Raw genomic sequence first — 20,414 nt, 5'->3', positions numbered from 1 at the left:
AAGCATAAATACGGATATTCAATAACTCGATATCGATAAGGCCATCGCGAATGGGCAAAAATAAAAAAAGCCACCTTAAGAGCAAGGTGGCTAAAGACTATAACAGCCTAACAAGAACGAGAATGTATCAATACTTTTAATGCGATTGGCATGCCAAGTTTTTACAATCAACCATCTTATTGTTTATAAAGGATTTTTATAAAACGCCATTGCCAAAGGCTAATCATTATTGAACCACGATGGTGCTTGATGCACCACCATCAATCAAAGACTAAATAAGGCTGCCCGGCAATCTCCACTTGTTGAACAGCAGTATGAAAGACTTGTCGGATACGCTCGGCGGTTAACACTTGTCGAGGTTCACCTAATGAATGCATCACCCCATTATCTAACAGTAATACTTTATCAGCATAACGTAGCGAACGGTTCAAATCGTGATTAGCCATGATGACCGTGATCCCATCGCCAGCAATACGCTGGATGAGGTCATACAGCAGTCGCTCTTGCGCAATATCTAACGGAGCAGCAGGTTCATCGAGGAGCAGTAATCGACCAAATGGATTTAACGTCGGCCAAATTTGCAGGCAGCTACCCGCTAAACGTACTCTCTGCCACTCGCCACCAGATAAATTATGGATGGAACAATAGAGCTTATTTTGTAGACTAAGCAGCGAGACCAATTCTTGCAACACTTCACTGACCCTAGGATCCTGATAACGGATCCCTTGCGGAAGTGATAACGCTAAATATTGAAATACATCTAGATGAAAAGCTGGTTTATCGCTTTGCGATAAGTAAGCGCGAACCTGAGCTTGTGCGGGTAATGATCGTGATAACAAATCAACACCATCTAACTGCACCAAACCTTGGCTAGCAATGATCCCCGCTATCGCCGCCAATAAAGTACTTTTACCACTCCCATTAGGACCAATAACATGCAGTACCTCTCCAGCGACGGATTGAAAAGAGAGCGGTAGCAAGCGTTGCCCAACCTGTAAATGACTAACGTCTATCATGACTTCTTACCAGCATCCAAATAAAGATTGGCGCTCCGATCGTTGTTGTCACTACACCGACAGGCAATTCTGCAGAGGCAAGAGAAAGTCGAGCCAGCATATCTGCCGCCACCAACAGAAGAGCACCGCACACCGCGCAAGCGGGTAACAGCATACGATGCTCACTCCCCAATAAAAGACGCAACAAATGTGGGATAACCAAACCGATGAAGCCGATAATGCCAGCCAAAGCAACACTGACACCGACTAATAAAGAGACAGCAACAATCAATTTCCAACGAATGGCTATGATGTCTAATCCAAGTTGTTTGGCATGAGTTTCACCAAGCATCAACTGATCGAGAGCTCGTGCTTGAAACAGTAACCAGACAATCACCGGGAACGCAAAAAGAGACAGAGCATGTTGATACCAACTGACACCACTTAAACTGCCCATCAGCCAATACATTAACTGCCTTAAGCTTAGGTTATCACTAAAATAAAAAGCCCATGTAACGACAGAACCTGACAAAATACCTAAAGCAACCCCAACCAACAAAAGACGCGTCGTCGTTAAATTGGTCAGCTTGGCAATCAACACCAAAAGAAAAGTAAAAACTAATGCCCCTATTACGGCTGCGAACATGAACACCGATGGTACGGCAAGAGCGGGGAAAAAGAATAAAACGATCACCATCGCCACACTCGCACCACCTGAAATCCCCAACACTCCCGGCTCGGCTAATGCATTGCCTAATAGCACTTGTAGAGTGGCTCCGGATAATGCCAACGCACTACCGATAACGATAGCCGCCAGTAATCGAGGTAAACGCAACTCTAAAACTAATTGTTGTTCAAGAACAGTCCAGTCTGAGCCGGGGCCAATAAAACGCTCACCGACCATTAAATAGGTCGCACTTAACATCAATAATAAACAAGTAAAACTACCAATAACCCATCGCCAGCGGCGCTGTTTATTAGCAATTAAGTGGTTAAAGTCCATGAGCCTAGCAGTATAAAAAATAATGGGGCTAACCTTATCGTTAACCCCATGGAAGCTCAAGTGCTTTACTTAATCATAGACCAATTGATCGTCTTCATATCGCGTATCTACTTTACAGACCATCAACGCAGCGCGTTGACCTATCGCCACCTTTCGATTGGGAAACACAATCGCCTCCCCTTCATTTTTCGCCATTAAAGGTTTATCGCCATCATGGCCAAATACTTCCCCATGCATAAAGGAAGTGAAGTTTTCTACATCGTCACCAAAGCGAAAATCGAAATCTTCATGCAAGCGAACAATCGTTCGGCTCACTCGATACATAGTGGTTTTCTTCGCTAAATGTTCCGACTTCTCTGCCGCGACTAAATCGCGTAATGCCAGATCAAATGCAGCAAGGCGTGCCAAATCATTTTCACCCAGTTTTGCCACTTGACCTAACTCGACAGTCATCGCTTGTGCGGCAAAATGCTCGGCACTGAACCAGCTAAAGGTACTTGCAGGGGCATTAGAAAGCATGACCGCTTCAATATGAGCGCTCTCAATAAATTCCATTAAAGCACGGCTACGAACTGGGTGGCGAGTTTTCGGGCTCACAGCAAATGAATAGTGCTTTGATAAACGAATGGCACAGTGTAAATCCAAATGCCAACGAGTCTCAGGGGCGGTTTGAGCAAAAAACTGGCTTATCTGCGTTTTTAACTGATTGGCGATATCGGCCTCTAAACTGGCAGCATGAGGCTTATCATCAAACAATCGATTGAGGTTTTCTTCTATAAAACGGGTATGGCGTAAGGTGGCCTTTGGATGAGCGATGATAAATAAGCAGCGTTGCTGTACACGTTGAAATCCGCTGACGATATCGTCAATGAGTTTGTCAACCAGCTCCATCGGCGCCGTTTCATCACCATGAACACCACAAGAAATGACCATGTTTTTACTATCAGCAGAATAGTGTGCTGGTAATACTTCAAGAACACCACGTTGCCACAATTTAAGCCTGACACCTGCTTGAGTGGTTATTTCTCCGCTTGGCATCGGCTGGTCAATATCTAAACTATCGAAAAGAAAAGATCGACGAAAGAGGGATGTCGTCATGCGCTACTCCTTTATTGCACAGCGGGTATGGTAAAGAATTGTTTAGCCAATTTATGTAGAGAGGATCTCACTTATCAACACCCGAAGGCTGAATAACCTGCAAGTAAGCATCACAAACGGATTTAACTGCCCGAATTCTAACACTAAATATTGCTATTACACTAGAGTTGGGTTATTCGTGCTGATAATCAACTACTGGATATGCTGAGCATAAACCGTCTGACTATCGATGCGCTTTAGGAGTCAATATGAATAACACAACTCGAGATCCGGTGATCATGATTGCTGGAGCTACTGGCCTAGTGGGCTCTTGTGTATTGCAACGTTTATTAGCAGAGCCAGCCATCGAGCATGTCTATACCTTGAATCGACGGAGTTTATCGCTGCCTCACCCTAAATTAACCGAGTTGATTGATTCTGAACTCAGTATTACCCATTGGCCAGAGCGGCAGCCTCGTCCCCGATATGGCGTTATCGCACTGGGTACAACACTCAAACAAGCTGGTTCTAAACAGGCTTTGGAGAAAGTGGATTTTGCATTGGTCTGCCAAGTAGCGCACAGCATGAAGATATTAGGCGTGACTCGAATTGCTATTGTTTCTAGCTACGGAGCCAATCCTAGCGCCCGTTCCCATTACTTACGCTGCAAAGGACGCATGGAAGAAACCATTCGACGACTTGGTTTTGAACATGTGGTCTTTATCCGTCCAGGTCCTCTGGTCGGTCAACGTGAACAGCCGAGAAAAGATGAGATTTGGTTACAACGTGTTATGAAATTAGGGCGCTTTTTTCTATTTGGCCGCCTAAAAAATCTGCTCCCGATTGACGCCGATCTGGTCGCTCAAGCACTCTTGTACGCTTTGTTTGATCAATCAACAAAACGAGTGGCGGTTTTACACTCCATAGAAATGCGTGACTTGCTGAAAAAATACCAATAAACCGCTTATTTCACAACCACCTCGTCGATAAGACATACAAACCAAGGATTCAATAACTATTTGTTCTAAATTATACCGTTTTGGTCTTTTAAGGTTGATTTGGATCACGCTATTCTCAGCCTGTCTTATTACCTCTATACCTACATCATTGATTGACGCAGAACGGTAGCCGCTGAAATGCGATGGATGACACTACCAGATAACGTTAATGGACTTAACGCTCTGCATTGTTAAATTCAATGTTGTTTTTATCCCTGTTAAGGATGTCTATTATGTCAGTTGCAGCTATCGCTATGCTCGCGGTATTTGTCGGTATTTTGCTGTTCCTGTTTGGTCAACAGAAAAAAAGCCATTCACTGTCGCGCTTAGTTCTATTAGGTCTTGTGCTTGGTAGTGCCTTTGGACTAGCGCTTCAGCTTATTTTTAACGAAGGCAGCCCTATTATCCGTGATGTACTTTCATGGATTTCCATTGTTGGCAGCGGTTATGTCGAACTCCTGAAAATGGTTATCATGCCATTAGTATTAGTGTCGATGATTTCTGCTGTAGTGAAATTAGATAACAGCGGTTCGTTGGGTAAAATCTCATTTTTAACCATCTCAATTTTGTTGTTCACAACAGCGATTGCCGCTTTGATAGGTATTTTGATCACTCATGCGTTTGGCTTAACCGCTGAAGGGCTAACCGAAGGCACACGCGAAGTTGCTCGGATGGGACAACTTGAATCTCGCGCATCAACGGTTGCTAACTTAACTATTCCGCAAATGCTGATCGGTTTTATTCCATCAAATCCTTTTGCAGATTTGACCGGAGCCCGTTCATCTTCGATTATCGCGGTGGTTATTTTCGGTATCTTAGTCGGTATTGCTGCACGTAAAGTGATGCAAGAGAAAGAACAACTTGAAGCCCCTATTCGTCTCTTTGTTGATGCGCTGCAATCCATTGTGATGCGATTGGTTAAAATGATCATCGCTCTCACGCCTTACGGTATTGCTGCTCTGATGGCGAGAATGGTTGCAACTTCAAGCGCAAGCGACATTTTGAACTTACTCGGCTTTATTGTCGCTTCTTATCTCGCCATTGCTTTGATGTTTGTTGTGCATGGTTTATTGGTTGCTTTGGTTGGCGTTAATCCTAAAACCTATTTCCAAAAAATTTGGCCCGTACTGACTTTCGCGTTTACTTCACGTAGCTCGGCGGCCACCATTCCATTAAACGTCGAAGCTCAAATCACTAAGCTTAATGTGCCACCAGTGATTGCTAACTTGTCAGCCTCATTTGGAGCAACAATTGGACAAAATGGCTGTGCCGGAATTTATCCTGCAATGCTAGCGGTGATGGTTGCTCCATCAATGGGGATTAACCCACTGGATATCCATTTCATCTTGTCATTGATTGCCATGATCACCATTAGCTCGTTTGGTATTGCTGGCATTGGTGGTGGCGCTACGTTTGCCGCGCTGATTGTACTTCCAGCGATGGGGTTACCTGTGACAATCGCAGCACTGCTTATCTCGATTGAGCCTTTGATTGATATGGCTCGTACTGCGCTCAATGTGTCGGGATCAATGACGGCTGGAACAATCACCAGTCGACTCATGAAACAAACTCATGAGCCAGAAGCTGAAACACAACCTGTCCAAGCGTCTTAATCATTAACGATTGCTTAATCACTAAAAAGCCGACCTGTATATTGGTCGGCTTTTTTGTCTCTTTTTTCTATCCATGAACACTTAATTCTGCTGTTAATTATCGCCAACGCAGGATCCCTAAACGATACAGTGCTAACGCCGAAAGTAACAAAGCACAGCCAAAGATTTTATTCAAAGGCATAGTTTCCGCATAAACCAGCATACTAAGAATCAAAGTCCACACAGGTTCTAATAACATTAATAGCGCCGCATTGGTTGGATTAGCATGCTTTTGACCAATAGTTTGCATCAGATATCGTAAGCTCGTAGCCAATAGCACACTCAGCGCAAACCACTTCCAAGTCATGAGGCTGACAGATTCAGGCCAACGCTCAAAGAGCCAACAGAGCAGTACCCCCAAACAACCGACAGTAAAAAGCTGTAACGTGGTTAATAACATTGCGGGCAATTTCGCCGAGTATTGACTGTTGAAGTTAAAATGTAATGCCAGCCCCATCGCCGCGGCTAAAAACCACAACTGATTGACCGCAATTTGCCAAACGCCATTCCAAGAGAGCAGAAACAATCCTAATACTGCAATTGGAAAAGCCAGCCAAAAAGCTCGATTCGGTCGATTACCGTGTAGTGGCCAAGCCAGTAAAGGGACAAACAACATCGACAAACTCATGATGAATGCACCTTCACCCAAGGTGGGACTCAATGAAATCGCATGTATCCAGCAAAAGAGCGACCCACCCAAAAATACACCGACCCCCATTGCGCGCAGACAATCTTGTCGAGAGGCTTTTTTTAAAGCAGGGAAACAAAACGGCAGCAAGATCAGAGAAGCAGCAATGAATCTCAAACCAATAAAGCCAAACGGTGGTAATTCTTCAATGGCTTGTTTTGAGAAAACCCAACCCGCAGCAGCGAGCAATGTTGTTAATACAAAAATCGATTCAGCGCGAAATTTAACCATCATGGTAAGGTCACACAAAGGCAGGAAAGAGTGAACAGATTGTGCGCCAAATGTAAAAATAAAACCACTCTTCATCGACTAAATATCAATGATTTAGCTTTGCTATAACGTGTTAACACCCCATCTGCAAGCAACACATAAATAGAGATTGATTCGATATCTGAATCATCAAGAACAGCCGTTCTCATATTCATACAACTCTAAAAATTAACTTAAAATAGAAATTAAAACCCAATAAAAACAATTAAATTAGAATAAAAAACCAATATTTTCACTTTTACATAGTTCCATTGGGCCGGCAACTTAGGATTAATCAGTGAATGTGACCACCACCACAAAAATCCTTCATCCACTAAATGTGATAAGTTTTACCACATTATCATTTCTATATGGCTCTAATTTCAGTGAAAGACTCCCAAGAAACATTGCATTTCAGCATCACTCCAGAAAAGACCGCCTGGAATCGACATGACACTTATTGGTCACTCAGCTTATTTGGTACTGCCGTGGGTGCTGGCATTCTTTTTTTACCCATTAATCTAGGGCTTGGTGGGTTTTGGCCGTTATTGATTATGGCGCTTCTCGCTTACCCAATGACGTACTACTCTCATCGCGGCCTAGCAAGATTCGTTTTATCTTCTGCTCATCCTAACAGTGACTTTACGGATGTGGTTGAAGAACACTTTGGAGTCACGGCCGGCAGAGCGATTGCTTGGTTATACTTTCTGTCTATTTTCCCTATCTTATTAATATATGGCGTGGGACTGACCAATACTGTTGATAGTTTCTGGGTTAACCAAGCGCAGCTCAGCGCTCTGCCTCGTTGGTTACTCTCTGGTGTTCTGGTCAGTGGCTTGATTGCGATTATGCTCAGCGGTGAAAAAATCATGTTACGCGCGTTTGCCGTCATGGTTTATCCACTGGCAGCTATTTTAGCGGCTTTATCGCTCTATTTGATTCCCCGCTGGCATCTGCCTTCTCTTGCTTTGCCGAGTGCTGGTGAATTTATCCATACCGCTTGGCTATCGGTACCTGTGATTGTTTTTTCATTCAGTTATGCTGCGGCTATTTCTAGTTTTGCTCATAAGCAGCGACGCCATTATCAGCAACAAGCCTTAAAGAAAAGTGAACATATACTAAAACGCACCAGCATAGTGCTGATTGCTTTTGTTTTGCTGTTTGTTTTTTCATGCGTATTAACACTATCCCCCGAACAACTCCTTGACGCTAAGACGCAAAATCTCTCTATTTTGTCTTACTTGGCGAACGCGACTGATAATCCGTTTATTGCAACACTTGGGCCATTGGTCGCTTTTATTGCCATTACCTCCTCGTTCTTAGGACACTTTTTAGGCGCTCGTGAGAGCCTAAATGGATTGCTGACTAAGCACAGTTCTTTGAATTACGCTCAGGCGAATAAATTAGGAATTGGATTTCTATTTCTGACTATCTGGGCGGCGGCAATACTCAATCCAAGTATTTTGGGCATGATGGAAGCGTTATCTGGGCCAGTTATCGCCTTAATTTTATTTATCATGCCAATGATTGCCGTTTACCGTGTTAGCGCCCTCACTGGTTATAAAAAACACCTTAGCACTTACTTTGTATTTGCTGTTGGCATGATGGCTGTCTCGGCTTTGCTTTATCGCCTACTTCATTAAATCTCGCAGGTCTCTTCTCTCCTCTCCACCGAAAACTTATCGCTGGAGAGGAAATCATCATGCTCATGGATAACCCTCTTTTTTATCAGAGGGTTAGTTCAATCACTGATCTACCTTGGTTAAAATACTTGCAGAACTCATTGACTAATATTTAACCAAGTCGTACCTTATAATGTAATCTTCATCACATTAGGAGGCTATTCCATGAAACGCTCTAGCGCAACTTCACGTCTGCAAATGATTAAAGAGGTTGCAAAACGCAACACCTCTCCTACCAAAGCCGATCCTATGGCGCAATATATCAATACATTAATACACAGCAAAACCAGTCAACCGAAACAAGACCCGAAACGGACTTTCTCTGGCTTGCATTTTGATGAGCATGCTGGGGGATGGGTTAGCGATCATTGGGATAATAAATAACCCAATTCACTAGCTATTTTATTGCTCGTACCCTACCGATGCGAAGTCTGAACATTAAGCTAGATTGAACCAACAGATTGGTCCTTAGGGTATGATAGGTAATGTTGTCATTAGAAATGGATTTCGTTTGATGCTTAACCGCCACTCACCACACTGACTGCTCTGAAAAAACGACACTATCGGCTAGAACAGTTCGTTTTGTCGATCCTCGTTAACCATTTCCACCCTATTCTTGGTCTGATTCTGCTGCGAACGTTGTTTACGCCGATAACGTTGCCGACAAAGATGGATGACATGCAGTTGCTGAGCTGGCGTCATGTCTAGCCACGTAAAACGTTCCTCTCTTTTACGCATACAGCCCTGACAATAGCCTTTCTCATCCACACTACAGACACCCACACAAGGGCTTGGGATCTGGAAAAACTCCAACTGCTCCATAACCACTCCATTGTTTTATGTCCTATCTGACCCCATAAAAAATTCGGTTAGCGATTAGCTCATGATCGCCCACGCTTTAGGCATGACAGTCCGCTAACACAACTTAACCATGGCCCGTTATACTCTATGCCAATCATCTCATCAACTTAACGTGATTAGGTTGTCCTGATGCTATTTGATATCCGATTGTTGATTAGGAGTTCTCACATGAAGCTTAGTTCAAAAACCCTACTTGCCGCAATATCCTTACCGGTCTTACTCTCTGCTTGTGCAGGTTACCAAGATAAAACCGAGATTACTGCCGACGCACTGCAGCATCATCATTGGCAACTGACTCATATTGATGGGCAGCCGTTGGTCATTGATGAGCATTATGATGCACCAAGACTCGAGTTTGGCGAAAAAATGATGGCCAGTGGAAATGCAGGCTGTAACAACTTTTTCGGTCAAGCCGAGCTAAAAGATAACAAACTGCGTATTGAAAGAATGGGCATGACGATGAAAATGTGTATCGGTGATGTTATGGATACTGAGCAACTCGTCTCTCAATCATTAAGTGACTGGAATGACGTAACATTAACCGAAGAAACGCTAACCTTAACAAACCAAGTACATACGTTGACTTTCACGTTGAGTGATTGGGTTAAGTAAACGCCATCGGTTTTTCATATTCCCAGTGAGTAATATAAAGACAGCAAAAAGCTGTCTTTTTTATTAAGCTAATTTTGTTACACAGAAGGTTAACTTATTTAATCATTTTCCTTCATAATGGATTGATGTGACTGTTCGATAAAGGGTGAGGACTGCGGACTCCTGTAGCAAAATGGCTCTGCATTAGCGATCAACGCCACCCTCAATAGAAAAAAAGATTAAGGATAATAATGAAAAATTGGCTAGCTCTACTCTGCGCAAGTTTACTGTCGTTTGCGCTTCACGCTCAATCTTGGCAAGAGATCACTCAACAAGCTCGGGGAGAAACGGTCTACTTCCATGCTTGGGGCGGTAGTCAAGAAGTCAACAACTACTTACGTTGGGCGGCTGTACAACTCAAACAACAGCACGATATCAATTTAGTACATGTTAAAGTGTCTGATATTGCCGAAACGGCCAGTCGATTAGTCGCAGAGAAAGCAGCAGGCCGGAATGATGCTGGTAGTGTTGATATGGTGTGGATCAATGGTGCGAATTTCAAGTCCATGAAAGATAATGGGTTATTATACGGTCCGATCGTTGGCATGCTACCCAACTGGGCAATCGTCGACTCATCACTTCCTGTTGATCGCGATTTTGCTGAACCCACAGAAGGGTTAGAAGCCCCTTGGGGAGTCGGTCAGTTGGTGTTTATTCATGACCGCCAAAAGCTCAATAATCCACCACAATCTTTTGCAGAATTGCTCAGTTATGCCAAGGTATACCCTAACCGGATCACTTATCCTCGCCCACCTGAATTTCATGGTGCCAGTTTTCTTAAAGCATTATTGATTGAATTAACCGCTAACGATGCCGCATTAGGCTTACCCGTTGATCCAGCTTCTTTCGCCATTATAACCAAACCGTTATGGGATTATTTGGATCAACTGCATACCGTTGCTTGGCGATCGGGGCGACAATTTCCATCCGGTTCATCCGAAATGATCCAGTTGCTGGATGATGGACAAATTGATCTTGCGATTACTTTTAATCTTAATGCTGTTTTTGCCGCTCAAGCTGCGGGTAAGCTATCGAAAAGTACACAAAGTTACGCGATGCAAAACGGCGCTCTAACCAATATTCATTTTTTGGCTATCCCTTGGAATGCCAATGCCAAAGCGGGCGCTTTAGTCGCAATCAATTTTTTACTTAGCCCTGAAGCCCAATCTCGTAAAGGGGATTTGGCTATTTGGGGAGATCCTGCCGTTATCCAAAGGCAGTACCTTAGCGGCTCTGCCAGCCGTTCAATATTGTATCCTTCGATAGATGAACCTCATCCCAGTTGGCAAACCGCGTTAGGGGAAGAGTGGCAGCGTCGTTACGGTCATCGTCAATAACGATCATTATGCGCTTAAGATTGGCTTATTGGGGCGTACTGCTGATTTGCGTTGTACCGATCATTCCTGGAGTGCTCGGTATCGTCAGCTCTGCATTGGGTTATATCCCCGCCGTAGGATTGAATAGTGTTGGCGTCGAGGCTTTTCAGCAAGTTTGGCAATGGACAGGTATTGAACGTTCATTGCTGCTCTCGCTTAGCTCAACCCTATTGAGCACCTACCTTGCCTTAGCGATCAGTTTTGCTATTTTAGCCTCGCTTTGGCACTCTCCATATTGGCGAAGGGTTGAACATGCGTTATCCGCACTGCTTGCTCTTCCTCATGTTGCTTTTGCCATTGGCTTTGCCTTCCTATTTGCACCGACAGGAATGGTTTCGCGTTTGATCCATGCCATATCGGGTTATCAACCCTCTACTCAAGGTGCCACTTGGCTAGTTCAAGATCCCTACGCATTGGGACTCACTATCGCCTTAGCATTAAAAGAAGTTCCTTTTCTGCTTTTGATGAGCCTCTCGGTGGTACAACAGTTACGTATTCCGTCCTTACTCACCGTTGCGGCTTCTCTCGGCTACTCACCTCGTCAAGCTTGGTATAAGTTGGTTTTTCCACAATGGCTATCTAAAATGCGCTTTGCCTTATTTGCCGTCACTAGCTACGGTATTTCGGTGGTCGATCTCAGTCTAATTTTAGGTCCGAATACCCCTCCGACCTTCGCCGTCTTAGTCTGGCAATGGTTCAGTGATGCCGATTTGCAGCAAATTCCCCGCGCCGCCGCTGGCGCGTTACTGCTCTTAGGATTAGCGAGTATCATGCTGCTGTTAGTATTACTGATTGAGCGCATACTCTTGGGCTTATGCCACCAATGGATGTGGTCAGGCCGTTACGCCTTATTCTTACCAGGAAAAAGCTTACTCTGTTTAGTGTGCTTTATTTCTTTGAGTATTTTCCCTCTGATGATGTTATGGAGCATTGCCCAGCGCTGGCGTTTTCCTGAGTTGTGGCCCAGCGAATACAGTTGGCGATTTTGGCTAGCGGAGTGGCCGACAATGCTACCTGCCCTCTATCAAAGTGTTGGTTTAGCACTGGTCAGTGGTAGTCTAGCACTGCTTTTTGCTGTCCTGACTCATGAATATCGTCAAGCTTCGCCTCGCTCAGTACCGACCTATTTGATCGTCATGCCAATGCTAGTCCCTGCGCTCTCTTTATTGTTTGGCGTGCAAATTCTCACCTTGCTGATCGCAGGCTCAAACTATGTCTTATGGGTCATTTGGGGGCATCTCTTCTTTGCCTTTCCGCTGGTGTATCTTGCGCTTGATGGGGCATGGAAAAGCTATCCTACTGACTACCATAAAATCGCCACCAGTTTAGGTAAAAGTGATTGGTCTATCTTTTGTAAAGTCAAAGCCCCACTATTGAGACCGGCTATGCTCTACGCTTGGGCAGTAGGAGTCAGTGTGAGTTTAGCGCAATATTTACCAACGCTGATGCTTGGGGGCGGTCGCTTCGCCACCATTACTACCGAAGCAGTGACACTATCCAGTGGTTTTGACCGCCGGGTAATGGCTATTTATGCCCTTTGGCAAGCCGTGCTACCGTTTATTTTTTTCTTGCTTGCGATTATTCTTAGTCGCGCCTTTCAGCCTCAATCTTTAACAAGAAGCCGTTAACTAATGAGTTTTTATCTCAAAGATCTTACCCTATATAAGCCAGATGGCCAGCCACTGCTAAACCACTTTGATTTAACCATTCATCGAGGTGAGATCGTCAGTCTAATGGGGCCAAGCGGCTGTGGTAAATCGACCTTACTCAATGCTATTGCCGGACATTTACCTACCGATTTTCGTTATCGTGGAAAGATGACATTTAACCAGCAAGACTTAACCACGCTGCGTCCGCATCAACGTCAAATTGGTTTACTGTTCCAAGATGACTTGCTGTTTCCGCATCTTAATGTGTGGGAAAATTTAGCCTTTGCTTTACCTAATGCAGTCAAAGGTCAACATCGCAAACGACAAGCGCAACAAGCTTTAGAGAACGTATCGTTACTCGCTTTAGCGGAGTCCTTCCCAGATCAACTGTCAGGTGGACAAAGAGCCAGAGTCAGTTTGCTGCGTATGCTGCTCGCTCAACCTCGCCTAGCGCTACTTGATGAACCGTTCAGTAAATTAGATAAAACACTACGGATACAATTTCGCCAGTGGGTATTTGAACAGTTAAAAGCCTCGCAAATTCCAACCTTAATGGTCACTCATGATGAAGAAGATGTGCTTCACTGTGATCGCGTAATCCAATGGCCAGAGGAGCAACTCAATGCTTGATCGCTACATTATCCCGGTTATTCGCCGCCCCTTATCCTATGCGGCAGAGCAATTGGATGAACTCAACGTGACCGCTAATCAAGTAACACTCTTCGGTTTTGCTTTGGGGTGTTTGGCTTTTCTAGCGTTATTATTAGAGCAGTATACCTTGGCTTTATGGCTGATCCTCGCTAACCGGCTTTGTGATGGGCTGGATGGAGCATTAGCGCGAATTCAAGGACTCACTGATGCAGGGGGATTTCTCGATATTAGCTTAGATTTTCTGTTTTATTCGTTAATCCCTTTTGGTTTTATTCTCGCGAATCCCGAAGCAAACAGCATTGCGGGCGCTTTTTTGATTTTTTCGTTCATTGGTACCGGGTGCAGTTTTCTCGCTTTTGCCGTCATGGCCAGCAAGCACGGGATCATCAACCCTATTTATCAACATAAGTCTTTGTATTATATGAGTGGATTAACCGAAGGGACAGAAACGATCGTCTGTTTGGTTCTATTTTGTCTCTTTCCTGATCATTTTTCACTGATTGCCTATCTGTTTGCAGCGGCTTGCTGGATGACAACTGGGACACGGCTCTATTCTGGTTTTCATACACTATCAACATTAGAGAAAACCAATAACTCACATTAAGACGTTCCTACACAACCCATTAGTGACAGTATCACTAATGGGTGACCCGAAAAAGAACGACACTATTCAACGGTTAATATAGCAACTCATCACGACACTTCGCTCAGCGAGCTTTGATCTCCGGCCAGACGATCTTCCAAGGTTTGATCCAACTATCAATACCTTGACTAACCATAGGTGAAGACCATTTTTCGCCCAGTACAGGAGTATTTCTTGGATCACAAACAAATTCAAAGTGTGTGCCCTGAAAAGGGAAACGCAAAGCAAAAGCATGCAAATAGCCACGATCCGCTTGGCTAGTCGGCAAATAAATCGGATCACCGACGATAGGCGAGCCTATCGATTTGAGCGCTACTCGAATTTGATGGGTTTTACCAGTGTGCGGTTTACATAAAAACAGCCGCTCGCCTGGCTCAGCCGGTAAAGAGAAAAATTGCGTGATGGCGGGGTTATCATAAGTTGGTACTAGTTTCCAACTGGCTCGACGTGAACGTTGCATATCACCACTGATCAACCCTTGTTTCTTCTTCGGTTTTTTAGCACCTATTGCGAGATAATATTTCTCAACCTTTCGCTTAGCAAAAGCCTGCGACAATTCACTGGCTGCCGCCGCATTGCGGGCGAGCAGGAGCAAACCAGAGGTCATTTTATCTAAGCGATGCACCAAATACAGTTGTGTATCGCCACTTTGCTGCCCGATTTCATGCAGCAACATCGTCTCCCCATCATCTTTATGAACAGAAACATTAGGGTGTTTATTAACGACTAAAAAATCCGTATGCATCACAACTATATCAAACATGGTATTTTCCGAATAAAAACGACATTCACCTACAGCGACTTCAGACTGTAGATTAAAAATAGATAGCTAGGATCATAAAGCAACGACTAAGTTTCACCTAGGTTTAGTTAATAAGCGAAACCGACGGTTTCTGTCGCGAACAAGGTGGAATGGTAGCTAGGCATCAACAAATGCTGAAAGTTCATAACCACTTATTCAATACCCCATAAACACAAACACCGTCATAAGAGACGGTGTTTGGGGAGAAAATTAAACAAGTTATTTAGGCAAAAAAGACCAATAACATCAACACGGGGCAGACGATACGCACATACGTAGGCCAAATTTTCCAAAACCAGCTTTGTTCGATTTCTGGATAACCCTGCTTTAACTCATTGAGAATGTGGTTACGATGCCAAATCCAACCGACCATTAAAGTGATCAAGAGAGCAATAATTGGTTGAGAATAAACGGTAGTAAATTGAATCACTAAACCAAATAAGGCCGAGAAATTAAATACAATCACCGCTGAAAATAACGTAACTAAACCTCCAATCCACAGCACCGCAGCACGGCGGCTCTGCTGCAACTCTTCAGTGGCACAGGCCACGGGCACTTCAAGCATTGATATTGATGAAGTTAATGCAGCGATAACCATCAACAAGAAAAACACTAAACCGATCAAAGTACCAACGGTGCCCATAGTATCAAACATCGCAGGTAGAACCGTAAACACCAAAGTGTCTGAATTAAGTAACTCACCCGAGGCAGAAAAAATTTCTACGCCATTATGTTTCGCCACGAACATCGCAGGTAAGATCATCAAACCAGCAATAAAGGCAACACCAGTATCAATCAGTGCTACCTGAGCTGCCGTTTTAGGAATATTGGTCTCTTTCTTCAAATAAGAGCCATAAGTGGTCATCACACACACACCTAATGACAGCGAGAAGAACGCTTGCCCCATCGCACTGACAATCAGTTGTGGTGTCAGATGACTGAAATCGGGTACTAAGTACATGGTTAACCCATCCCATGCGCCTGGCTGAGTGAAAATGTACACCGTCAATAAAGCAAATAGGATAAATAGCAGAGGCATCAGACGAGTTGACCACTTTTCAATCCCATTCGCGACACCATTACTGACCACAAACATGGTTAGCGCCATAAAAGCCATCATCAGAATTAAGTTACGCTCAGTACCAAAACTGGTTAACCATTGACTAGCACCTTCTATGCCTACCAATTCCAAACTGCTGCCAAATAATGACCCTAATAGCCAACCAGCAACAATCGCGTAAAAACTGAGAATTAAAGAGACGACGACCATACCGACAACGCCAAGTAAGATGGCACCGAACTTGCCTTTTGGCCATACCGCACGAAACGAGCGTATCGGGTTAGATTGCCCATAACGCCCTACGGTCAATTCGGCCACCAGCATAGGAAACGCTAACAAGAACACCATCAGTAAATAGACGATTAAAAAAACCGCACCACCGTTACTCGCTGCTTGAGTCGGAAATCCCCAAACATTACCCAAACCGACCGCAGAACCTGCTGCTGCCATAATAAAACCAAATCGGGAGGTGAATTGGCCTCGAGAACTACTCGCCATAAAATAGATACCATCATGTAATTGTAAACGCGCTAATCGCCCTTAATATGTACAAAAAAATATACACCAAAACAAAGATCGACTATCAACGTGGATATAGCAAGTAAAACAGTTTAATTATAAAATTGGAAGCCCGAACCCTCTAAATAAATACCAAGATAAAGCCTCTTTTGTCTGTTTGGTGCTTTTTTGTTCGACCGATTGATCATCTTACGCTCCTCAATCCCGTTATTCTTTTAGCGATCACTTTTTTGCACAGTTCTGTTTCATATCACCTTTCGACCCTTCCTTCTCTGACGCTTTCCCTTTACTATCCACATAGACAACAATCAATACCGTGAGTATATGGATAAGATTTATCACTTTTTAACGTTAGCAGGCATCGTGATTTATTGGCTACTGGTCGCAGGGGTCACTCTACGTGTTGTTCTTAAGCGAAAGGCCATGAGTGTTTCCCTCGCTTGGTTAATGATCATTTACATCATTCCTATTGTGGGCGTGATTTGTTATTTCATGTTCGGGGAGCTCAACCTTGGCCGAACTAGAGCCGAGCGAGCAAAAGAGATGTTTAAGCCGTTTGGGGAATGGTTTCGAACACTCAATGACTGCCAAGCGCATATGCCTGAAACGATGGGCGCTCATATCTATAAAATTGATGAACTATGCAACCGTCGCATGGGAATTCCGGCGCTAAGCGGCAATACACTCTCGCTACAAAACTCGCCTAATGAAATCCTCCATTCGATCATCGCTGATATCGAAAAAGCGCAACATAATATTCGCATGGAGTTTTATATCTGGTATCCCGGTGGTCTGGCGGATGCCGTTGGCTCGGCTTTAATTCAAGCGGCTAAACGCGGCGTCGATGTCAAACTGTTGCTCGACTCCGCAGGGAGCCCGAAATTTTTCCGTAGTCATTGGTACAAATTAATGCGCAGTTCTGGCATTCATGTGGTTGAAGCGCTGCAAGTCAGTCCTTGGCGGATGCTATTTCGCCGTTTAGATCTTCGTCAGCACCGTAAAATTATCGTCATCGATGATAGCATTGCCTATACCGGCTCAATGAACATGGTCGACCCTGCGTTTTTTAAGCAAGACTCTGGCGTCGGGCAATGGATTGATATTATGGTGCGTATCACCGGACCTACCGTTAATGTCCTCTCGGCTATCCACTGTTGGGATTGGGAGGTAGAAACCGGGTCGCGGATGTTACCTAATGTTCCAGAGTGTCAACTCGATACAAGCCAACCCCAGCACCCGATACAAGTCGTGCCATCCGGACCGGGAATGCCGGAGCATTTAATTTTACAAGTATTGATTCTTGCTATGCATCAGGCTAATCAATCCGTACGTATTACCACGCCTTACTTTGTGCCAAGTGCTGATTTATTGGCCACGTTAAAAATGACGGCACAGCGTGGGATCACGGTTGAATTGATTATTCCGCAAAAAAATGACTCAATGATGGTGCAATGGGCCTCTCGTTCATTTTACGAAGAGTTACTTGCAGCAGGCGTCACTATTTACGAATTTCATGGTGGATTACTGCATACCAAATCGGTCGTTATTGACGAAAAATTCTGTTTAGTTGGCACCGTTAACCTTGATATGCGTAGCTTATGGCTTAATTTCGAAGTCACGCTAGCCGTTGATGATCAAGAATTTACCCAACAACTCTATTGGCAACAACAAAGTTATATCGACCAATCACAAGCCGTCCAAGCCAGTGAGTGGGAGAAGCGATCCTTAGGTCATCGCTTTTTAGAGCGGGTCTTTTACCTGTTCAATCCTCTTCTGTAATCGACTAGGAAACTTTAGACAAGGACTCTGACATGTCACACAATAAAAAGACTCAATTGATCACTGCTGGTCGAGATAAAAAATGGACACAAGGTAGCGTCAACCCTCCAGTTCAACGCGCATCAACCATTGTTTTTGAGACGGTTGCCGATAAGCATCACGCGACCGTAAACCGAGCCAATAAGACTCTTTTTTATGGTCGCCGAGGCACCACCACTCATTTCGCCTTTCAAGAAGCGATGAGTGAATTAGAAGACGGTGCAGGTTGCGCACTCTACCCTTGCGGTGCCGCGGCGATCAGCAATGCAATTCTGGCGTTTGTTCAATCTGGAGACCACTTACTCATGGTCGATACTTGTTATGAACCAACGCGCGATTTTTGTGACACCATACTCAAAAAATTTGGGGTTGAAACGACGTATTATGACCCGATGATTGGTGAAGGGATCAGCGCGCTTATCCAACCCAATACCAAAATTTTATTTACCGAGTCGCCTGGCTCTATCACCATGGAAGTTCAAGATATTCCGACTTTAGCTCGTATTGCTCATCAGCATAATATCATTGTGATGATGGACAACACGTGGGCTGCTGGTCTTCAGTTTGCGGCGTTACAGCATGGTGTTGACATATCGATTCAAGCGGCGACCAAATACATTGTTGGTCACTCCGATGTGATGCTTGGTACTGCCGTTGCTAAAGCGGAATATTGGGACCAATTACGTGAAAATAGCTATTTAATGGGTCAATGCATTTCACCTGATGATGCTTATTTAGGTCTTCGTGGATTAAGAACCTTAGCGGTCCGTTTACAGCAACATCAACAAAATGCCCTTGCGGTGGCGAATTGGTTAGCCACTCATCCTTTAGTGGATGAGGTTCGTCATCCGGCATTCGCCAGTTGTCCGGGAAACGAATTTTTCCAACGTGATTTCACTGGTGGCAACGGACTTTTCTCATTTGTTCTTAAAACCAGCTATCCGCGTGCAACCACCGCTCTGCTCGATGGTATGCAACATTTTAGTATGGGTTATTCTTGGGGGGGATTTGAAAGCTTAATTTTAGCGAATGAACCGAAAAGCTTTACCCAGTTACGAAGTGTCTCTCGACCCAATTTTGACGGGACTTTAATCCGTTTACATATTGGTTTAGAAGCGGTAGAAGATTTAATTGCTGATCTTGAACAAGGGCTTGCTCGCTATCAAACCGTATTAGATTCGCGTAGCTGAACATCCTGCTAGCCGATAACTGAACGATTGGGTTATCGGCATGGACAACCCAAGAGGTGATCATTAACCATACCTACCGCCTGCATAAAAGCATATCATATCGTCGGTCCGACAAATTTAAAGCCCTGTTGCTTTAAATAATGGCTCATGGCACTCGACTCCTCATTGTAAGTCGGAACTTGATCTGCGCTTTGCCAATGATTGACTTTTGGCTCTCCGCCAACAAAAGACCATAATTTATCGCTCAATGACCCGTACTCATTCTGTATCGCTATCGCAGCACGAGCATTAGTAAACACCGACGCTATTTTTCCACGATGTTTAATCACATCAAACTGGCTCATGATCGATTCAACATCAGCATCATCGTATTGAGCTAATACGTTCAAGTCATAATTAGCAAACGCTTGCCGATAAGCTTGACGTTTTTTTAACACCGTTAACCAACTCAGGCCCGCTTGAGCGCCTTCTAAGGTGATGAATTCAAACAGTACCCGATCCAGATAGACCGGCCTGCCCCATTCCGTATCGTGATATTCACGCTCAAGAGAATGCTTTAGTGCCCATGGACAGGTTAAATTACTCGTCATTGTTACCTACTCGTTGAATGTTTGGTTAAGCTCAAAGGATAAAATTATTCAGCTATACTGTGATGACCGAGAATAAAAAGCAATCGAATCGACAGGAGTGATAACTTTTCACGATGATTTTTGTAGTGCTTAAAATCGATACTCATCGTTCAAAGCTAAGCTCGAACGATCAACCACGCCTTGCTAACGTATCAATTTTCCTCGAAAAGTATCTCTTCGCTTTACTTGGGTATGCTAGTACAGCAACTTCAAGTAGAATA

Annotated in this window: 18 protein-coding genes and 1 pseudogene; 11 read left to right on the top strand and 8 right to left on the bottom strand. The window is 44.2% G+C overall.

Annotated features, from left to right (window positions below):
* Positions 1 to 260: 260 nt before the first annotated feature.
* The 3 genes from btuD to AACS00_RS05540 form a co-directional block, all read right to left on the bottom strand.
* A complete protein-coding gene (btuD, locus tag AACS00_RS05550; protein ID WP_110166748.1) occupies positions 261 to 1,016 on the bottom strand; it encodes a vitamin B12 ABC transporter ATP-binding protein BtuD in 756 nt (251 codons plus the stop codon).
* A complete protein-coding gene (btuC, locus tag AACS00_RS05545; RefSeq protein ID WP_110166747.1) occupies positions 1,003 to 1,998 on the bottom strand; it encodes a vitamin B12 ABC transporter permease BtuC in 996 nt (331 codons plus the stop codon). Before btuC ends, btuD begins: the two co-directional genes overlap by 14 nt.
* 69 nt (positions 1,999 to 2,067) lie before the next feature.
* Positions 2,068 to 3,096, bottom strand: a complete 1,029-nt coding sequence (locus tag AACS00_RS05540) for a succinylglutamate desuccinylase (protein ID WP_110166746.1) — start codon at positions 3,094 to 3,096, stop codon at positions 2,068 to 2,070.
* A gap of 248 nt (positions 3,097 to 3,344) precedes the next feature.
* On the opposite strand from AACS00_RS05540, the gene AACS00_RS05535 reads away from it, so the two are divergent.
* Positions 3,345 to 4,034, top strand: a complete 690-nt coding sequence (locus AACS00_RS05535) for an NAD(P)H-binding protein (RefSeq protein ID WP_110166745.1) — start codon at positions 3,345 to 3,347, stop codon at positions 4,032 to 4,034.
* Between the two features lie 272 nt (positions 4,035 to 4,306).
* A complete protein-coding gene (locus AACS00_RS05530) occupies positions 4,307 to 5,686 on the top strand; it encodes an L-cystine transporter (RefSeq protein ID WP_181397472.1) in 1,380 nt (459 codons plus the stop codon).
* A 97-nt stretch (positions 5,687 to 5,783) separates the two neighbouring features.
* Here the strand turns inward: AACS00_RS05530 and AACS00_RS05525 are convergent, their stop codons facing one another.
* The gene (locus tag AACS00_RS05525; RefSeq protein WP_110166789.1) at positions 5,784 to 6,647 is read right to left on the bottom strand and encodes a DMT family transporter; all 864 of its coding nucleotides are present in this window, start codon (positions 6,645 to 6,647) and stop codon (positions 5,784 to 5,786) included.
* A gap of 401 nt (positions 6,648 to 7,048) precedes the next feature.
* Between AACS00_RS05525 and AACS00_RS05520 the strand changes: the two genes are divergently transcribed.
* Both AACS00_RS05520 and AACS00_RS05515 read left to right on the top strand, forming a co-directional pair.
* The gene (locus AACS00_RS05520; RefSeq protein ID WP_110166788.1) at positions 7,049 to 8,305 is read left to right on the top strand and encodes an aromatic amino acid transport family protein; all 1,257 of its coding nucleotides are present in this window, start codon (positions 7,049 to 7,051) and stop codon (positions 8,303 to 8,305) included.
* A gap of 204 nt (positions 8,306 to 8,509) precedes the next feature.
* Positions 8,510 to 8,728 (top strand): hypothetical protein, encoded by a 219-nt coding sequence (locus AACS00_RS05515; RefSeq protein WP_072669539.1) that lies wholly within the window; start codon positions 8,510 to 8,512, stop codon positions 8,726 to 8,728.
* Positions 8,729 to 8,911: 183 nt separating this feature from the next.
* Here the strand turns inward: AACS00_RS05515 and AACS00_RS05510 are convergent, their stop codons facing one another.
* Positions 8,912 to 9,166 carry a DUF1289 domain-containing protein gene (locus AACS00_RS05510; protein ID WP_072669540.1) on the bottom strand — a complete coding sequence of 85 codons (255 nt, stop codon included), beginning with the start codon at positions 9,164 to 9,166 and terminating at the stop codon, positions 8,912 to 8,914.
* 207 nt (positions 9,167 to 9,373) lie between these two features.
* Between AACS00_RS05510 and AACS00_RS05505 the strand changes: the two genes are divergently transcribed.
* The 5 genes from AACS00_RS05505 to AACS00_RS05485 all read left to right on the top strand — a co-directional run bounded on the left by AACS00_RS05505 (position 9,374) and on the right by AACS00_RS05485 (position 14,136).
* Positions 9,374 to 9,817 carry an META domain-containing protein gene (locus AACS00_RS05505; protein ID WP_110166743.1) on the top strand — a complete coding sequence of 148 codons (444 nt, stop codon included), beginning with the start codon at positions 9,374 to 9,376 and terminating at the stop codon, positions 9,815 to 9,817.
* Positions 9,818 to 10,047: 230 nt separating this feature from the next.
* Positions 10,048 to 11,193 (top strand): ABC transporter substrate-binding protein, encoded by a 1,146-nt coding sequence (locus AACS00_RS05500; protein WP_110166742.1) that lies wholly within the window; start codon positions 10,048 to 10,050, stop codon positions 11,191 to 11,193.
* Positions 11,194 to 11,201: 8 nt separating this feature from the next.
* A complete protein-coding gene (locus AACS00_RS05495; protein ID WP_110166741.1) occupies positions 11,202 to 12,860 on the top strand; it encodes an ABC transporter permease in 1,659 nt (552 codons plus the stop codon).
* 3 nt (positions 12,861 to 12,863) lie between these two features.
* A complete protein-coding gene (locus tag AACS00_RS05490; protein WP_072669544.1) occupies positions 12,864 to 13,511 on the top strand; it encodes an ATP-binding cassette domain-containing protein in 648 nt (215 codons plus the stop codon).
* Positions 13,504 to 14,136 (top strand): CDP-alcohol phosphatidyltransferase family protein, encoded by a 633-nt coding sequence (locus AACS00_RS05485; protein WP_072669545.1) that lies wholly within the window; start codon positions 13,504 to 13,506, stop codon positions 14,134 to 14,136. The genes AACS00_RS05490 and AACS00_RS05485 overlap by 8 nt, the downstream gene beginning before the upstream one ends.
* 103 nt (positions 14,137 to 14,239) lie before the next feature.
* On the opposite strand, the gene AACS00_RS05480 is transcribed toward AACS00_RS05485, so the two are convergent.
* Both AACS00_RS05480 and AACS00_RS05475 read right to left on the bottom strand, forming a co-directional pair.
* Positions 14,240 to 14,938, bottom strand: coding sequence for a TIGR01621 family pseudouridine synthase (locus AACS00_RS05480; protein ID WP_110166740.1), 699 nt, complete (start codon positions 14,936 to 14,938; stop codon positions 14,240 to 14,242).
* A 262-nt stretch (positions 14,939 to 15,200) separates the two neighbouring features.
* Positions 15,201 to 16,535, bottom strand: coding sequence for a sodium-dependent transporter (locus AACS00_RS05475; RefSeq protein ID WP_110166739.1), 1,335 nt, complete (start codon positions 16,533 to 16,535; stop codon positions 15,201 to 15,203).
* A 345-nt stretch (positions 16,536 to 16,880) separates the two neighbouring features.
* Here AACS00_RS05475 and cls point away from each other — a divergent pair, with 345 nt between their 5' ends.
* Both cls and AACS00_RS05465 read left to right on the top strand, forming a co-directional pair.
* Complete coding sequence (gene cls / locus AACS00_RS05470; RefSeq protein ID WP_110166738.1) at positions 16,881 to 18,335, top strand: cardiolipin synthase; 1,455 nt, start codon at positions 16,881 to 16,883, stop codon at positions 18,333 to 18,335.
* 32 nt (positions 18,336 to 18,367) lie between these two features.
* Positions 18,368 to 19,564, top strand: coding sequence for a cystathionine beta-lyase (locus AACS00_RS05465; RefSeq protein WP_110166737.1), 1,197 nt, complete (start codon positions 18,368 to 18,370; stop codon positions 19,562 to 19,564).
* A 32-nt stretch (positions 19,565 to 19,596) separates the two neighbouring features.
* Here the strand turns inward: AACS00_RS05465 and AACS00_RS05460 are convergent.
* A pseudogene (locus AACS00_RS05460) lies at positions 19,597 to 20,154 on the bottom strand (DNA-3-methyladenine glycosylase I).
* Between the last annotated feature and the right edge of the window lie 260 nt (positions 20,155 to 20,414).

Origin of the sequence: Vibrio sp. 11986-1-5 (genome assembly GCF_963878025.1) — a bacterium.
In the GTDB taxonomy this organism is placed as follows: Bacteria; Pseudomonadota; Gammaproteobacteria; order Enterobacterales; family Vibrionaceae; genus Vibrio; species Vibrio injensis.
This window is presented reverse-complemented; position numbering and strand designations above follow the sequence as displayed.

Excerpts from the sequence above, each read along its gene's own strand:
- AACS00_RS05485 (WP_072669545.1), top strand. The coding sequence starts at position 13,504 with ATGCTTGATCGCTACATTATCCCGGTTATTCGCCGCCCCTTATCCTAT.
- cls (WP_110166738.1), top strand. The coding sequence starts at position 16,881 with ATGGATAAGATTTATCACTTTTTAACGTTAGCAGGCATCGTGATTTAT.
- AACS00_RS05535 (WP_110166745.1), top strand. The coding sequence starts at position 3,345 with ATGAATAACACAACTCGAGATCCGGTGATCATGATTGCTGGAGCTACT.
- AACS00_RS05495 (WP_110166741.1), top strand. The coding sequence starts at position 11,202 with ATGCGCTTAAGATTGGCTTATTGGGGCGTACTGCTGATTTGCGTTGTA.
- AACS00_RS05515 (WP_072669539.1), top strand. The coding sequence starts at position 8,510 with ATGAAACGCTCTAGCGCAACTTCACGTCTGCAAATGATTAAAGAGGTT.
- AACS00_RS05510 (WP_072669540.1), bottom strand. The coding sequence starts at position 9,166 with ATGGAGCAGTTGGAGTTTTTCCAGATCCCAAGCCCTTGTGTGGGTGTC.
- AACS00_RS05540 (WP_110166746.1), bottom strand. The coding sequence starts at position 3,096 with ATGACGACATCCCTCTTTCGTCGATCTTTTCTTTTCGATAGTTTAGAT.
- AACS00_RS05475 (WP_110166739.1), bottom strand. The coding sequence starts at position 16,535 with ATGGCGAGTAGTTCTCGAGGCCAATTCACCTCCCGATTTGGTTTTATT.
- AACS00_RS05490 (WP_072669544.1), top strand. The coding sequence starts at position 12,864 with ATGAGTTTTTATCTCAAAGATCTTACCCTATATAAGCCAGATGGCCAG.
- AACS00_RS05465 (WP_110166737.1), top strand. The coding sequence starts at position 18,368 with ATGTCACACAATAAAAAGACTCAATTGATCACTGCTGGTCGAGATAAA.
- btuD (WP_110166748.1), bottom strand. The coding sequence starts at position 1,016 with ATGATAGACGTTAGTCATTTACAGGTTGGGCAACGCTTGCTACCGCTC.
- AACS00_RS05525 (WP_110166789.1), bottom strand. The coding sequence starts at position 6,647 with ATGATGGTTAAATTTCGCGCTGAATCGATTTTTGTATTAACAACATTG.
- AACS00_RS05530 (WP_181397472.1), top strand. The coding sequence starts at position 4,307 with ATGTCAGTTGCAGCTATCGCTATGCTCGCGGTATTTGTCGGTATTTTG.
- AACS00_RS05505 (WP_110166743.1), top strand. The coding sequence starts at position 9,374 with ATGAAGCTTAGTTCAAAAACCCTACTTGCCGCAATATCCTTACCGGTC.
- AACS00_RS05500 (WP_110166742.1), top strand. The coding sequence starts at position 10,048 with ATGAAAAATTGGCTAGCTCTACTCTGCGCAAGTTTACTGTCGTTTGCG.
- btuC (WP_110166747.1), bottom strand. The coding sequence starts at position 1,998 with ATGGACTTTAACCACTTAATTGCTAATAAACAGCGCCGCTGGCGATGG.
- AACS00_RS05480 (WP_110166740.1), bottom strand. The coding sequence starts at position 14,938 with ATGTTTGATATAGTTGTGATGCATACGGATTTTTTAGTCGTTAATAAA.